General features: G+C 41.3%; 9 protein-coding genes. 5 read left to right on the forward strand and 4 right to left on the reverse strand.

The window, feature by feature from the left end:
• Nucleotides 1-44: 44 nt before the first annotated feature.
• Both QVH07_RS09610 and QVH07_RS09615 read right to left on the reverse strand, forming a co-directional pair.
• The gene (locus QVH07_RS09610; protein ID WP_289999960.1) at nt 45-1,706 is read right to left on the reverse strand and encodes a DUF8832 domain-containing protein; all 1,662 of its coding nucleotides are present in this window, start codon (nt 1,704-1,706) and stop codon (nt 45-47) included.
• Nucleotides 1,707-1,716: 10 nt separating this feature from the next.
• Nucleotides 1,717-2,934 (reverse strand): hypothetical protein, encoded by a 1,218-nt coding sequence (locus QVH07_RS09615; protein ID WP_289999961.1) that lies wholly within the window; start codon nt 2,932-2,934, stop codon nt 1,717-1,719.
• Between the two features lie 490 nt (nt 2,935-3,424).
• On the opposite strand from QVH07_RS09615, the gene QVH07_RS09620 reads away from it, so the two are divergent.
• Nucleotides 3,425-3,730, forward strand: a complete 306-nt coding sequence (locus tag QVH07_RS09620) for a hypothetical protein (RefSeq protein WP_289999962.1) — start codon at nt 3,425-3,427, stop codon at nt 3,728-3,730.
• Between the two features lie 77 nt (nt 3,731-3,807).
• Here QVH07_RS09620 and QVH07_RS09625 read toward each other — a convergent pair whose 3' ends face one another.
• A complete protein-coding gene (locus QVH07_RS09625; protein ID WP_289999963.1) occupies nt 3,808-4,002 on the reverse strand; it encodes a cold-shock protein in 195 nt (64 codons plus the stop codon).
• A 106-nt stretch (nt 4,003-4,108) separates the two neighbouring features.
• Nucleotides 4,109-5,074: a fatty acid desaturase family protein gene (locus QVH07_RS09630; protein WP_289999964.1), complete on the reverse strand. Its 966-nt coding sequence runs from the start codon at nt 5,072-5,074 to the stop codon at nt 4,109-4,111.
• A 505-nt stretch (nt 5,075-5,579) separates the two neighbouring features.
• Between QVH07_RS09630 and QVH07_RS09635 the strand changes: the two genes are divergently transcribed.
• From QVH07_RS09635 to QVH07_RS09650, 4 genes are all read left to right on the forward strand, one after another.
• Nucleotides 5,580-8,645, forward strand: coding sequence for a VPS10 domain-containing protein (locus QVH07_RS09635; RefSeq protein ID WP_289999965.1), 3,066 nt, complete (start codon nt 5,580-5,582; stop codon nt 8,643-8,645).
• A 196-nt stretch (nt 8,646-8,841) separates the two neighbouring features.
• On the forward strand, nt 8,842-9,219 hold the full coding sequence (locus QVH07_RS09640) for an HMG-box domain-containing protein (protein ID WP_289999966.1): 378 nt from the start codon (nt 8,842-8,844) through the stop codon (nt 9,217-9,219).
• 99 nt (nt 9,220-9,318) lie between these two features.
• A complete protein-coding gene (locus QVH07_RS09645) occupies nt 9,319-13,635 on the forward strand; it encodes a CusA/CzcA family heavy metal efflux RND transporter (RefSeq protein WP_289999967.1) in 4,317 nt (1,438 codons plus the stop codon).
• A gap of 6 nt (nt 13,636-13,641) precedes the next feature.
• Nucleotides 13,642-14,820, forward strand: a complete 1,179-nt coding sequence (locus QVH07_RS09650) for an efflux RND transporter periplasmic adaptor subunit (protein WP_289999968.1) — start codon at nt 13,642-13,644, stop codon at nt 14,818-14,820.
• The last annotated feature ends 20 nt before the right edge of the window (nt 14,821-14,840 follow it).

A 14,840-nucleotide genomic window follows, 5' to 3' on the forward strand; every position in this document is an offset into this window, starting at 1 on the left:
TTTGTCGGTACGATTCCAAACCCGTACTCGTCGTAAAAGGGGATTTATTCAGAAACTTCTACATCAAAAGCTCCATTTAGAATTTTTTTATTTCTTTTCATCTGCACATAAATTCTATACTGTCCTGCTTCAGGGAAAGCATAGGGAAACTTAACCACAGCATGGTCCGGGTGATCAGGATCATCTACAGAGTGATCCATTCCAATGGCTAATAGGCTATCTCTCTCCGCGTATGGCATACGATTTAGCCTGGCGATCACCTGGTCAACGCTATCCCTAAATTCTTTTTGATTTTGAATTTCATCCCAATTAATGATGCCACTCTGACCTTTAATTCGGGATTCTATCATCTCCTGAGATGCCATGGAATAAGTTCCTACCGGGTGAAGGTGGATATAAACATCCCCCTCTTCTTTAAAGACTACAGAATGTCCCATCATACCCAAATAAGGCTCCAACTCAGAGGGATTTCCTTCTTCATCTTCAAAGGCAAAAGTGAGCTGATAAAGCTGCTGACTTTTAAATTCTCCATCTTCTGGAAGTTCCAAAGTAACGAAGGAACTATCAGGCAGCATAGTTTTCTTCCCAGGACTACCACACATTACGATATCCCCACCCAAAAGCAATGACTTATTTTCAGTTTTGACAATAGGATCCGTGATATAGTAGGTGTCATCTATATCTATTAAAAGGGAATCATTCCAGGTACTTGTAATTAGTTCACTCGGCTCGGGAATGATGAGGGTATCTGCTATGGTTTCTGAAAAACCACTTAGTCTTGTGACATCAGAAAAAACGTAATAATCACCAGCTGGTAAAGGTGGGATTACGGTCTGAAACATGGCAGAATCAGTTCTTATTGGGTGCAAATGTGCAAAGACATCTAACGTGCCCATTTTCAGCAGAAACATGTGCATGATTTTCCCATGGTCAGGAATCAGATAATTGATATTTCTGGTTTGGCCAAGTTGTTCCAGTCTGGTAGAGTCAATGGAAAAATTTAAAACCTGCAGGTTATTTTCCGTTTCAACCCAAGAGGTAGCAGTAAATGGTTTATACATGTAACGTTCATAGCGATTGCCCCAACTATTCCACCAATTATTACCACCCCATAAAATCAAAATCAAGACGACTAAGCCTATCCCTGCACCTACCCAGCGTTTTCTTCTGACTTTGCTAGAACTTGGACTACCTGGCTCCACCATGGAATCACTGTTACTTAGGCTGATGATGGTGACCATTAGGAAAACAAGGAATGCACCAAGACCCGCAAGAGTCCATCCTAAAGTAGGATCCATTTCTTTCTTTGCTGTGGAAACAGCCATTACAGGTAGAAGGATAGCACCTTCTCCGGCTTCGCCTTTTACAGTTACCTCGATGCTGGCAGTACCAGGGGTCATTAGCCAAATCTCGCCTTTGTAGTGACCAGACTCACCCGGAACTGGTAATGCCAAATCTGCTTTTGGAGTGCCTTCCGGACCTGCAAACCAATATATTGGTTTGAGCTGAACTTCATCAATAGATGATTCGGTCAGATATACATCTACTGAGGCAGTACCAGGAATTACATCTGGAGAGTTCACCACCACTGTTACTGAATAAGGGCCGGCTTTTCCTTCGAGGGTGACACCAGGGCTACCGATATGAGCCACACTGCTAAAACTAACAAAAGCCAGAATAAGAAGGGTGCTGAGGAGTTTCTTCATGTTCATTGTATTACCTCAAAATTCTTTGCATCCATCTCCCCCATCGGATGGATAGTCGGGAACTTATTAATGCCACTCCAAGAGCTATGGCAAGACCTTTTACCATATCCAGACCTGTAGTTTCCATCCATGGAGCATAGGCATAACGATAGGGATGATCTGGATTCGAACCAAAATACCAACTTTCAGTGCCGAAGAACCAGTTTCTAGACCAGTCTGACATGAGAAAATCTCCAAAAGGATACTGAACTATAAATAAGCTAAAAAGGAATACGGTAGCATAAAGTAATGATCTCAGCCACACATTCTTATTTTCAAAACGCTGAGTAATTATGTCTATTCCAATTGCAGGAACTATCAACAATAAGGGGAAATTAAAGGACTGAAAATTAGTTATGGGATTTAAAACCGGACCTAACAAGGGTTCTGCTGGGAATAATGGCAATACCCAAACCATCACCGCCATAAATATGGTATAAACAATAGCAGCAAGAGTTGCTCCCCATTTACTAGGTGCGGCCATAGAAAATGCCACTAGTAATAAGGGGAAAAGAAGGCTTGCCACTTGATAAAAGGATGCATTATGCATTTCATGTCTACCGAAGTATTGAGAAGCGATGGTAAACACCATGCATAAGACAAAGCCAGAAGACAAAGCAAAGAATAATCTTAACCGCTTTTCAATCCTTGGATTAACCTGGTTTTGTAGGATCATCCGGTTTTTCACAGAGAGCACGGTGATCATTGCTCCAAACTGGATAGTGATCATTCCCAATGCCAGAATAGTATGCGGTGGAGAAAGGATGGTTACGTCTAAACCGTAGGTGTTATGCCACCAATCATCAAAAGGTGCCGAGGTCAACATGGCAAAAGCTCCCCAAATACAAAAAAGTGCTCCGAGAGATCCTTTAAAAAAGCCCCAAAAAGAGAGGCTGTCTTTTTTCTCCTGCTCAGTGCCTGCAAAGGTTACTTTAAGAACTCGAATTCCAGAGAAGACGCCCGCCAACACACCACCGAAGTAGATCGCCAAGTGTGGTGCTGAAAATAGCCCATCTCGGCCTATACTCATATGCCAACTTATGTCCCAGACCAATCCTATCATTATACTAAAAGAAGCTAATACCGTAGCGTAAAGGTAGGTTGGAAGTCGAATGGCTTTTTCTCCTAGATTTACCTTGGCCTTCGAATCCTTGATTAGGCTTGGGTTTGTTAAGCTTATTGTTTCCATCTGAAATTGAGATTGTTACTATGGTTTAAACTAATAAAAAATCATTAAAAAGTAAGAAACTGGCATGGAGGGAATTGCCGTTATATGTCACGCGTCCGGAGACGCGCGCCAGTGAAGGGATTTAAAGTAATCCCAATCTTTAGGGCATTTGGATTAATGCGTGAAGTACAAGTGACGAACTGGAATTAAATCTTAGCCCAAATGGCAACCAGTTCTTCAATTCTATTTTATTTTTTCTCTTTCTGATACCGTTTAATCTCAAAATACAGCCTAATTTCCAAGAAATACCGCGTATCACTCGCCTAGGGTTCTAATATTTATTATCTTTAAGATTCCCTAAGGCTTCTTAGCAATCAGATGTGCTGATTTTTAAGAATGCGCTGTATCGAAATTTAAAAATCACTCAATCAGTTAAATGTTATTTGACTCAAGACCAACCAATGAGTTTTTTCCAGTATGGAAAAAATATAAACCAGTAATCATCAAATTAATGAAGGATTCTCTGGAAGAGGATCAGGAATATCAGCTCTATAAGCATGAATTTGAGGATGTTAATCCCAAAAGCAGTTCTAGCTATTCCTTTAAACTTGTCTTGAACGAGGGAAAAGTGACCAATACCAAAAAAATCACCAAAATGGTGGAAGATTTGATGATCATGATTCATTCATCCCCAACAGGCAAAGAGTTGATGAATGAAAATGTTTTTAAGATTGATCTTTCTTCTGATTTCATTATCAAGATAAAAAGTGAGCCAGTTCCTGTTCCTGAAGAAGAAGAGGAAGCAACCGAAGATTAATTGAAAAAATAAAACTCTGATTCAATTCAGAGGAAAATAAAAAAGGCGGTTTAAAAACCGCCTTTATTTTTTACTGATTATCTGACCACCTTTACACGGACAGCATTCATACCTTTTTTTCCCTCTTCAGTTTCAAATTCTACCGAATCATTATCTCTGATATCTTCAGTAAGACCTGATTGATGTACAAAGATATCCTCTCCTCCATCTTCTGGAGCAATAAAACCATATCCTTTTGAGAAATTGTAAAACTTCACTTTTCCTTTTTGCATTGTAATAAACTTTTGTTGTAAATGATTTTTATAATTGAATTTGCGCTCCTTTATGGCTACGCAAAGTTTTTCGTATTTGAACTCACGCTATTTAATTCCAGCGATTTCATGATTTAACCGGCTGAACCTCTACCCTGCCTAAATCCCGGAGCATTTTAAAATGACTAAAAACAGCTGAAATGAACGATCCATTGGTATGATAAGGCAAACCGTACTCCTGAGCTGTTTTTTTGACTATCGGAGCTATTTTTCGGTAATGCACATGAGAAATATTTGGAAACAAATGATGCTCGATCTGATTGGTTAGCCCTCCTACCATCCAAGAAAGGAATGGATTCATCTGTGCAAAATTGCAGGTGGTTTCTAACTGATGCGCTAGTCTCTCAGATTCTAAATTTCCCTCCTTGTCAGGTAATGGAAATGATGCATTTGAAGTGACATGAGCAGATTGAAATACCAAAGATATGGTCAGGCCTGTGATGAAGTGCATCGCCAAAAAGGCAAGTACGATTATCCAGGCTGAGATTGGCGAAAATAAAATCGGTAAAACCAGAACATAGCTAAAGTAGATTAATTTCCACAAGACTATTTTCACGATCCCTTTTCTGTAGCTGGCCTGATCTTTCACTAATCCCTTTTTATAATACCGGGTGTATCGAATAAAGTCTTTTGAGGTAACCCAGGATACCGTGGACAAACCATAAAAGAACCAGGCATAAAAGTGCTGATATCTGTGAAGTTTGTTTTTTGGAGCGTGAGGAGAAAACCTTAAGAAAAAGGGAGCATTGATGTCGTCATCATGTTCATCGACATTGGTGTAGCTATGGTGAAGCACATTATGTTGAAGCCTCCATACTTTATCATTGGCTCCAATTAAATTAAGCGTGTATCCCACCAGCTTATTTATTCTTCTACTTTTAGAGTAAGACCCATGAATGGCATCATGCATTACGCCCATACCGATTCCTGCCATTCCAAAGCCACTAGTTATATACAATCCAAACAAAAGAGCAACGCTCTTTACTGGAATGACAATAATTGTGATTAAGGGAATAAAGAAAAGAAGAAGCATAATGACTGTCTTAATAACCATTTGGTTATTGCCATAGATGCTTAATTTATTGCTTTTGAAATACTCTTTGACCCGTGCTCTAAGTACAAGGGAAAAATCAGAATCTACTGATTTTGTGAAGGATAAATTTTTAATAAGAATAAAATTACTGACAGGATCTCAATAAGGAAGGAAATGTTGGAAATAGGTTTGTTAAAAATATTTCCTGAAACGTTGGAGAGAGTCTCTTTTGAAAAACTGTCTGACGGATGCTTTTCACCACAAGGGTGCGCACTTACTAAATTATTGGTCCGAACACTTGTTGGACATCGCAAATGTACGCCTTTTAAATGGATATAAAAAAATAGAGGGATTCATTAATTTTTAAATGAGATTTCTGGCGTCTGAGTGACGACAGGGAATGTAGAATGTCGAATATTCCTATCTCAATCAAAAACCACTTATAAAATCATCTTTTTTAGCTGTATATCTTTTCATAAATTCCGATCCAACCCAATTAAAAGCTATGAAGTACCTAAATCCCCTTTTATCACTTATTCTAATTTTTACATCTCATTTCGCCTTAAAGGCTCAAAATTCTTTACCTGTAGATCCATCTTTCTATCAGGGATATGAATGGAGGAATATAGGTCCGGAACGCGGTGGGCGCTCTCTGGGTGCCATGGGAAGTCCTGGTAGACCTAATGAATATTACTTCGGTGCCACTGGTGGAGGACTTTGGAAAACTACAGATGGTGGGAACAACTGGTTTCCAGTAACGGATGGTCAAATTACTTCTTCAAGCATTGGAGCGGTGGCCGTGGCAGAAACTAATCCAGACGTGGTTTATATCGGAGGCGGAGAAACTCAGCTTCGTGGAAGTATTACCCAGGGAGATGGAGTGTATAAAACCACCGATGGTGGTAAAACCTGGAGACATTTGGGTCTGAATGAAACTCAGGCGATTGCAAGAATAAGAGTTCATCCCACTGATCCAGATATCGTTTTTGTAGCGGCTTTAGGCCATGTTTATGGAGAAAACGAAGAGCGTGGCGTATTCCGATCAAAGGATGGAGGAAACACCTGGGATAAAGTTCTTTTTGTGAGTGACAAAGCTGGGGCTGCAGATCTGATTATTGATAGGAATAATCCAAATGTGATTTATGCAAGTACATGGCAAGTGTACAGAAAGGCTTGGAAAATGTGGGGAGGAGGTCCAGATTGTGGACTTTGGAAATCAACTGATGGTGGAGATACTTGGGAAGAACTAACTGAAATGCCTGGGATGCCGGAAGGACCGATAGGTAAGATTGGGGTAGCGGTCTCCCCTGCTGATTCAGATCGGGTTTGGGCTATTGTAGAGGCAAACGAGGGAGGAGTTTTTCGTTCGGATGATGCAGGTGCTACATGGAAACGAGTGAATTCTGAAAGGAAACTTAGGCAAAGAGCTTTCTATTACTCCAGACTGGTTCCTGATCCATTTGATAAAGACGTAGTATATGGTTTGAATGTGGGGTTCTGGAAATCCACCGATGGGGGTGAAACTTTTGATATCCGAATCCGGCCTCCTCATGGAGATCATCATGATCTCTGGATAGATCCCAATGATCCCATGCGAATGATTTCTGCAAATGACGGAGGTGGAACAGTCAGCATTAATGGTGGGGAGACGTGGACCGAGCAGGATTTTACAACCACACAGTTTTATCATGTAATGACTACTTCAGATGTCCCCTATCATGTGGCTGGTGCTCAGCAAGATAACAGTACTTTGGCTATGCCAAGTGATGGTTGGGATTTCAAATTGGGTAGAGGCCCAGGACATGGATATCACTATGCTGTCGGTGGTGGTGAAAGTGGCTGGATTACCCAAAGTCCCACAGACCCTGATGTTTTTTATGCAGGGAGTCAAGGAGCTTTGTTGACCAGATATAATCGGGCCACCGGCCAAATCAGAGATATTCAAGTTTACCCTCGCTTCTTTTCTGGTGAACCTTCAAGTGCTCTCCCAGAGCGATGGCAGTGGACTTTTCCGATTATGTTCTCCCCTCTCGACCCTTCGATAATGTATACTACTTCACAGCATGTTTGGAAGACCACGAATGATGGGCAGACCTGGGAAAAGATAAGCCCTGATTTGACTTATGCTGATCCGGAGACCTTAGGAAAGACTGGAGGAATAATCACCATGGATATGAATGGGCCAGAGATCTATGCAACTGTATTTGCTTTGGCGCCGAGCTCTCATGATGTCAATACTATCTGGGCCGGATCTGATGATGGAAAAGTACACATCACTAGAGATGGTGGTCAAAACTGGGAGGATATCACTCCAGCTGAGCTGCCAAAATTCTCTAGAATAAGCATAATTGATGAGGGTAAATTTAATCCTGGAACTTTGTATTTGGCAGCAAATCGCTATCAGGTGGACGACAGGGAGCCTTATGTCTTTAAAACCACTGATTATGGAAAAACCTGGAGCAAAATCATCAATGGAATAGCTCCGGGACATTTTGCTAGAGCGATAAGGGAAGACCTGGAAAAACCAGGATTACTTTATTTGGCCACTGAGCATGGAGTCTACATTTCCTTTGATGATGGAGCTAATTGGCAAAGCTTGCAGTTGAATCTTCCAGATACGCCGATCAGAGATTTGGTCCTGAAAAATGACGATGTGGTTTTGGGTTCCCATGGCCGTGGATTTTGGATTCTTGATGATATTCGACCTTTTAGACAGGCCGCAGAGATTTCAAAAACAAATGAGATTACTCTATTTAAACCTGCGAATCCGATAAGGGGAATTTATAATGCTGTCATTCAATATTACCTTCCCGAAGATGCGGAAGAAGCCACCATTGAAATTCTCGATGCGAATGATGAACTGATTCAATCTTATACTGCAAAAGCTGACTCCGAAGAAGAATCAGAGGATAACTCCCCTACCCTTAATCAAGGCTTAAACACATTCAATTGGAACCTTCGCTATCCAGGAGCTACCACTTTTGACGGAATGATTATTTGGAGTGCACGACCACAACGAGGCCCAATGGCTCCAATCGGTGAATACAGGGTAAAATTGACCATTGGAGGTCAGACATTTGAATCAGATTTTGAAATAGAAATGGATCCGAACCTTGAGGGGGTGACTGTTGCAGATATTCAGGAACAGTTTGATCTGAGTAAGGCAATCATGGCAAAGACATCTGAAGCCAATGAAGCGGTGATTCGAATCCGGGAGATCCGATCACGGGTTGAAGAAATGGAAGGGCTGGACTCAGGATTGAGTTCTGAAATTTCTGAAATGATGGAAAAGCTGGCGAAGATTGAATTGAATCTTTATCAGGTTCAAAATCAAAGCCCTCAGGATCCCTTGAACTTTCCGATTAAGCTTAATAATCGCTTAGCATCTCTTCGCAGAAGCGTTGAAAATGGACAAGCGAAACCTACTGATGCTGCATATGTGGTCTTTGATGAGCTGAAGGCTGAGCTGGCAAATCACTTAGGAGAACTGGCTGAAGTGGAATCAAATGACTTGGCAGCGGTGAATGAAAAGCTCAAGTCAAAAGGAATGTCGGTAATTATACTAGAGTAATTATTGGTTTCATTTGGTAGGATGTAATTAAAGTAGGCGCATAGATTACATTCTGCCAATTGGCTACTAAACTCCATAAACTAGTTCCTATATTTATTGGAGATTGAAAATCAATAACTGGAAACAGTCTCTTCGGTCTATGACAAAAGTCACTTTCTTTTTAAGACATTAAAGCTACTTTGGGAATGTGAAAGGAATGTCTAGGTTATTTATTGTTTTGATCAGCTTTGCCGCATTGATTCCCAAAGCTGATTTAAGTCAACTTAGACTTGTGGGAAACCTATACACCCATTTTTCAGAGTTTCATTCAGGAGGTGACCATAATTCTGCTTTTTCGGCATTTATGAGTTTTTGTGCGGAGCATTATGGAAACATGAATCATGAGCACCCCGATGAAGATGAGCATGAACAGCTTCCATTTAAGAATATTACGTCAAGTGGTTTCATTGTTTTGAATAAACCGTTTGCTGTTTTGCCTCTGGAAATTCCTGTTCAAAAGGATCAAACCTTCCCAGATTACATTTTTTATACTTTGGCTATAGATGATTCTATCGATCATCCTCCCACCGCCTAGACGCCAGAAGAGCCTCCTTTAGGGCTCTTGACTTATACTCACTTTAGTCTAAGTTATGGTTGGTCTTCTCTTTTTTTTGCGTACAAAACATAATTATACATGATTCATGGAATTATCTCCTTTTCCATAAGGAATAAACTGATCGTTATGCTTTTCACAATAGCGATCATTATAGCTGGTATTTGGAGTATCAGCAAGGTGCCGATTGATGCCGTACCTGATATCACAAATAATCAGGTGCAGGTCATCACACAGTCACTAAATCTTGGTACGGAAGAAATTGAACAATATGTCTCCTATCCTATCGAGATGGCAGTATCCAATCTTCCCGGTGTGTTAGAGATTCGTTCGGTTTCACGTTTTGGATTGTCTGTGGTTACCATTGTCTTTGAGGATGATATGGGTACCTATTTACCCAGACAGCTTGTTGCTGAAAAGCTGAATGAGCTTCGAGACGAGATTCCAGAGAATTTTGGGACTCCCATTATGGGACCAATCACCACAGGTTTAGGAGAAATTTATCAATATACTCTGGAAGTAGATTCTGCCTTTAAAGATCAATATTCGCTTTACGACCTTCGGACTATTCAGGACTGGATCATCAAAAGACAAATGTCCATGATCCCGGGTGTAATTGAAATAAATGCTTTTGGCGGAGCGGTGAAACAGTATGAGGTGGCGATTAACCCCCATCAACTGAATGCCATGAATATCAGCATGGATGAAGTTTTTCAGGCATTGCAGGACAACAATGCGAATACGGGCGGTGCATACATTGAGTATGACTACCGGGCCAATTTTATTCGGGGAGAAGGTCTGGTTAGAAATATCAGCGATATAGAAAATATAGTGGTGAAGACCATCAATGAGGTTCCCATTAAAGTGAAAGATGTCGCTAAAGTAGGTTTCGGAAATGCTGTTCGCTATGGTGCTTTCACAAAAAATGGAGAGGGCGAGGCCGTGGGTGGAATTGTCATGATGCTAAAAGGAGAAAACTCCAATGACGTAATCAAGCTGGTTAAGGAGCGAATGATCGAGATTGAAGCGAGCTTACCGGAAGGAATCTCTATAGAAGGTTTTCTGGACCGAACAGAACTAATTAAAAGTACTACCAGTACCGTTACCACAAACCTTACCGAAGGAGCACTAATTGTAATTTTCGTTTTGGTCTTCCTATTGGGTAATTGGAGGGGAGGACTTATTGTAGCCTCAACCATTCCTATTTCACTGCTATTCGCCTTTATCCTGATGAATGTCTTTGATGTCTGGGCGAATCTCATGAGCCTTGGCGCCATAGACTTTGGAATCATTGTAGATGGAGCCGTGATCATCGTGGAAGGAACGGTCTTCTTGCTTTATCAAAAAGTCCTAAATAAGGAGAAGATTGATGCTAGTGTCAGAGACGAAACGGCTGAAAAAGCCTCCAAAGAAATGATGCGTTCAGCCTTCTTTGGTCAATTGATTATTCTGATTGTATTCCTTCCGATTTTGGCGTTACAAGGTATTGAAGGTAAAATGTTCCAACCCATGGCTCTTACCTTCATTTTTGCCATGATTGGGGTGATTATACTCTGTTTCACTTATGTTCCCATGATGTCTGCGTGGTTTTTACGAGCTGGTGGCAAAAGTAATTCATGGGGAGATCGCTTTGTGCATTGGTTGGAAAACAAGTATGAATATGGACTTCGTTCAGTGATGAATTTTGGTGTTTGGATTGTAAGTACAGCAGTGATTTTACTGGTTTTGGCTTATATAACTTTTTCAAGTATGGGAGGAGAATTTATACCTCGATTAGATGAGGGAGATATTGCATTTCACGACATTATGCGGCCGGGAACAGCCATGAGCGAATCCGTAAAAATCACTTCAGAGGTAGAAAAGGTTTTACTCGAGGAGTTCCCTGAAGTAAAACAGGTGCTCAGCAAAGTCGGAGTAGCTGATCTTCCTACGGATATCATGCCCATGGATTTGGCAGATTGCTATATTATTCTGAAGCCCAAAGATGAATGGGTTACTGCCGATAGTAAAGAGGAGCTCATTCAAAAGATGAAAGCCAGACTTCTTCAGATTCCTGGAATAAATTATGAGTTCACTCAACCTATTGAGATGCGATTCAACGAACTGATGACAGGTATTCGTCAAGATGTAGCGGTGAAGATCTTTGGGGAAGATTTGGACCTTCTGGCCAGTAAGGCCAGAGAAGTAAGCAACCTAATCAGTAATGTGGAAGGTGTGGGGGATATTCATGTGGAAGCTACCGAAGGTCAACCGCAAATCAGCATTCAATATGACCGAAATAAACTGGCTTTTTATGGATTGAATATCAGTGACCTAAATACTTTGGTTTCATCAGCTTTGGCAGGAAGAAAAGCGGGGACTGTCTTCGAAGGGGAAAAGAAATTTGATCTGGTAATTCGTTTGGACGATAGATTTAAATCAGACCTTTCGGATGTAAAGAACCTCCAGGCCACACTCCCATCCGGTAAAAATGTTCCACTCAGTGAGATTGCTGATGTAGCTTATAGGCCGGGCCCCATGCAAATAAGTCGTGACAATACCCATAGACGAACCTACGTGGGAATCAATGTCAGGGGTCGGGATGTGAAATCTCTTATAGAAGAAATCCGAGGCGTCTTGGACGAAAACCTTGACCTGCCACCGGGATATTATATCCAATATGGAGGAGCATTTGAAAATCTGGAAAGAGCCACACAAAGACTTCAAATAGTGGTCCCTATATCTCTTGGGCTCATTTTTCTTCTTGTTTTCCTTGCACTTCGCTCATTAAAACAAACTATTATGATCTATGTAGCTATACCTCTTGCAGCTATTGGAGGGGTATTTTCCCTATGGCTCAGAGACATGCCATTCAGTATTTCAGCTGGTATCGGTTTCATCGTACTATTTGGTATTGCAGTCCTAAATGGGCTGGTGTTAATAAATGGCTGGAATGATCTAAAAGAAAATACAGATTTACCCCTCAAGGATCGGATTATTCAGGGTGCAAGACGTAGGATCAGACCGATCCTACTAACTGCGTCGACGGATATTTTGGGCTTTATGCCTATGGCTCTTTCTTCTTCTGCAGGAGCTGAAGTACAGAGACCTTTAGCCACGGTGGTGATTGGCGGTATGCTTACCGCAACACTGCTGACCCTTTTCGTTTTGCCTGTTCTTTATTCCTGGACTGAAAAAGGAATGGGAAATAAGCCGAAAATAGTCATGGCTTCCCTTTTCATACTGTTTCTGGCTTCGGTTAATTCAGTAAATGCTCAAGAGGTACATTCCATTAGCATGGAGGAAGCTATCCAAAGAGCCTCTGAAGTTTATCCCTCTATTCAGGCTGCTGAATTAATGATAGAAAAACAGGAGAAACTTAAGAAAACCAGTCTTGATTTGGGTAATACAGGGATTTTTAATGCTGGTGAGGAAATAGGTGAAGAATTTAATGGGGTGAATACCATCATTGGATTTCAGCAGCAAAACATTGACATATTCTCTTCTCCTGCCCGTAAAAAGCGTTTTGAGGCTTACCAGAGACTGTCTGAGTCGAATAAAGAGCTGGTGATGCTAGATCTGAAGCGTAAGGTCAGAGAGGATTATGCCAATGCATTTATCGCCTTTCAAAAACTGAAACTTTTTGAAAAGATCGATTCTATTTATACAGCCTTTGAAAGAGCCGCCACCCTGAGGCTTGAGGTGGATGCCACATCCAGATTGGAGTATTTGGCAGCAGCTAATGAGGCGAGGCAGGTGAATGTTCAAAGAGGTCAGGCCGAATATGATTATTCTATCTCTCTTCAAAATCTGAATCGATGGCTTCTATCCGATACCCTCTTTCAGGTAAAACCTGAGGATAGAGCATGGATGCAGCCTGTGAGCTCAGAAATTGATTCTTTGGCCACACATCCAGAGATTTTGCTTGCTCAAAATCAGGTTCTGGCAAGGGAACAAGAAGTGAGTCTGGAAAAGGCCGGTTATTGGCCAAAACTCAATGCCATGTACGGAATTCAAAATGTAAATGGACGCAGTGGTTTTCATCAATATCAAGTAGGCCTGACCTTTCCTCTATTCTTTAATCAGCAAAAAGGAAATGTGCAGGCGGCTAAAGTTGAAACGGCCATTGCTCAGCAAAACCTCAGCGAAACCACTATTCAACTCAACAATCAATACGAAGTGGCTATGGCCAATTACGAAAAATGGTTCAGAAGCTGGGAATATTATAAAGATCAAGCCATTCCAACTGCCGAAGAGCAGCTGCGAGGAGCGGCCCTCTCCTACCGTGAGGGAGCCATTGACTATGTGGCATTTCTCCAGAATTCAAATTCAGCTCTAGAGACTGAACTGAGAGGCTTAGAGTCTCTGGCTCTTTACCTACAGTCAAAATTTTACCTCATGTACTTATTGAAAAAATAACCCGATATGAAGACGATATATCAATTTTATACACTGGCTTTTTTATTCTTTCTGGCTTTGGGCTGTCAGCCCAAAGTTGAAAATGAGGTCTCAATGGAAGAAGAACATGGACATGCTGAGGAAGTTCACCTTTCTCTTCAGCAATTCCAATCTCTGGGTCTGGAGGTGGATTCCCTGCAAAAAAGACCTATGCAGGGTTTTGTGGAGACCAATGGTCAATTGACCCTTCCACCTCAAAGTCAGGCGGCGGTGACATCCATAGTCGGAGCCAACATCAGCTCAGTAGAAGTCATAGAAGGAAATAAAGTGAACAAAGGTCAAATACTGGCTTATATGTTTCATCCAAACCTGATCGAACTTCAAACAACGTATTTAAACCAGGTTAATGAATTAGAATTCGCTGAGCAAGACTATCAGAGACAGGAAAGGCTTTACAATGAATCCGTGTCTTCAGGCCGTGATTTTCAGCGGGTAAAAGCCAATTATCTTACCCTTCAGGGTTCAGTTAAAGGGCTGGAAGAACAACTGAAATTGCTTTCGATTTCACTAGACAAGGTGAAAGCCGGTGAGATTTCTGGGAATGTACCTTTGAGATCTCCTATTGCTGGTTATGTACAGCATATAGGAGTACGCACGGGGCAGTATGTAGCTCCTGAAGAAGTACTATTTGAAATCATCCAAAACGATCACATTCATGCTCATTTCAAGGTTTTTGAGAGTGACATTCAAAAAATTAAAGAAGGGCAGACGGTACAGTTTATTGTAGAGTCTAATCCAGACATTATGCATGAGGCGACTATTTTTTCAGTAGGTAAGATGTTTGAAAATGATACTAAGGCAGTGAATATTCATGCCGAGCTTGAAAATGAGGATGGCTCCCTCCTGCCAGGGATGTATGCACGAGGGCAGATCCTGTTTGATGCAGAAACTTCTTTTGCCTTGCCAAAGGATGCTGTGGCAATGGATGGTAATCGGTATTATATTTTTAAGGCCGAACAAGTTGAAGGGAATGGAGAAATGGAGTGGAATCTTACCCCGATGGAAGTCAGTATAGGAGTGGAAAATAGCGGCTGGTTAGAAATCAAGCTTCACAATCCTGTTTCGCCAGATGCTCAATTCGCTACAAACAATGCCTATTACCTAATTTCAGAGCTAATGAAAGAAGAAGCTGGGCACGATCATTGATTTCCAGCTGTGGTATTTCT

Origin of the sequence: Algoriphagus sediminis (assembly GCF_030403435.1) — a bacterium.
Lineage (GTDB): Bacteria > Bacteroidota > Bacteroidia > Cytophagales > Cyclobacteriaceae > Algoriphagus > Algoriphagus sediminis.

Coding starts and splice junctions, on each gene's coding strand:
- QVH07_RS09610 (WP_289999960.1), bottom strand. CDS start 1,706: ATGAAGAAACTCCTCAGCACCCTTCTTATTCTGGCTTTTGTTAGTTTT.
- QVH07_RS09615 (WP_289999961.1), bottom strand. CDS start 2,934: ATGGAAACAATAAGCTTAACAAACCCAAGCCTAATCAAGGATTCGAAG.
- QVH07_RS09620 (WP_289999962.1), top strand. CDS start 3,425: ATGAAGGATTCTCTGGAAGAGGATCAGGAATATCAGCTCTATAAGCAT.
- QVH07_RS09625 (WP_289999963.1), bottom strand. CDS start 4,002: ATGCAAAAAGGAAAAGTGAAGTTTTACAATTTCTCAAAAGGATATGGT.
- QVH07_RS09630 (WP_289999964.1), bottom strand. CDS start 5,074: ATGCTTCTTCTTTTCTTTATTCCCTTAATCACAATTATTGTCATTCCA.
- QVH07_RS09635 (WP_289999965.1), top strand. CDS start 5,580: ATGAAGTACCTAAATCCCCTTTTATCACTTATTCTAATTTTTACATCT.
- QVH07_RS09640 (WP_289999966.1), top strand. CDS start 8,842: ATGTCTAGGTTATTTATTGTTTTGATCAGCTTTGCCGCATTGATTCCC.
- QVH07_RS09645 (WP_289999967.1), top strand. CDS start 9,319: ATGATTCATGGAATTATCTCCTTTTCCATAAGGAATAAACTGATCGTT.
- QVH07_RS09650 (WP_289999968.1), top strand. CDS start 13,642: ATGAAGACGATATATCAATTTTATACACTGGCTTTTTTATTCTTTCTG.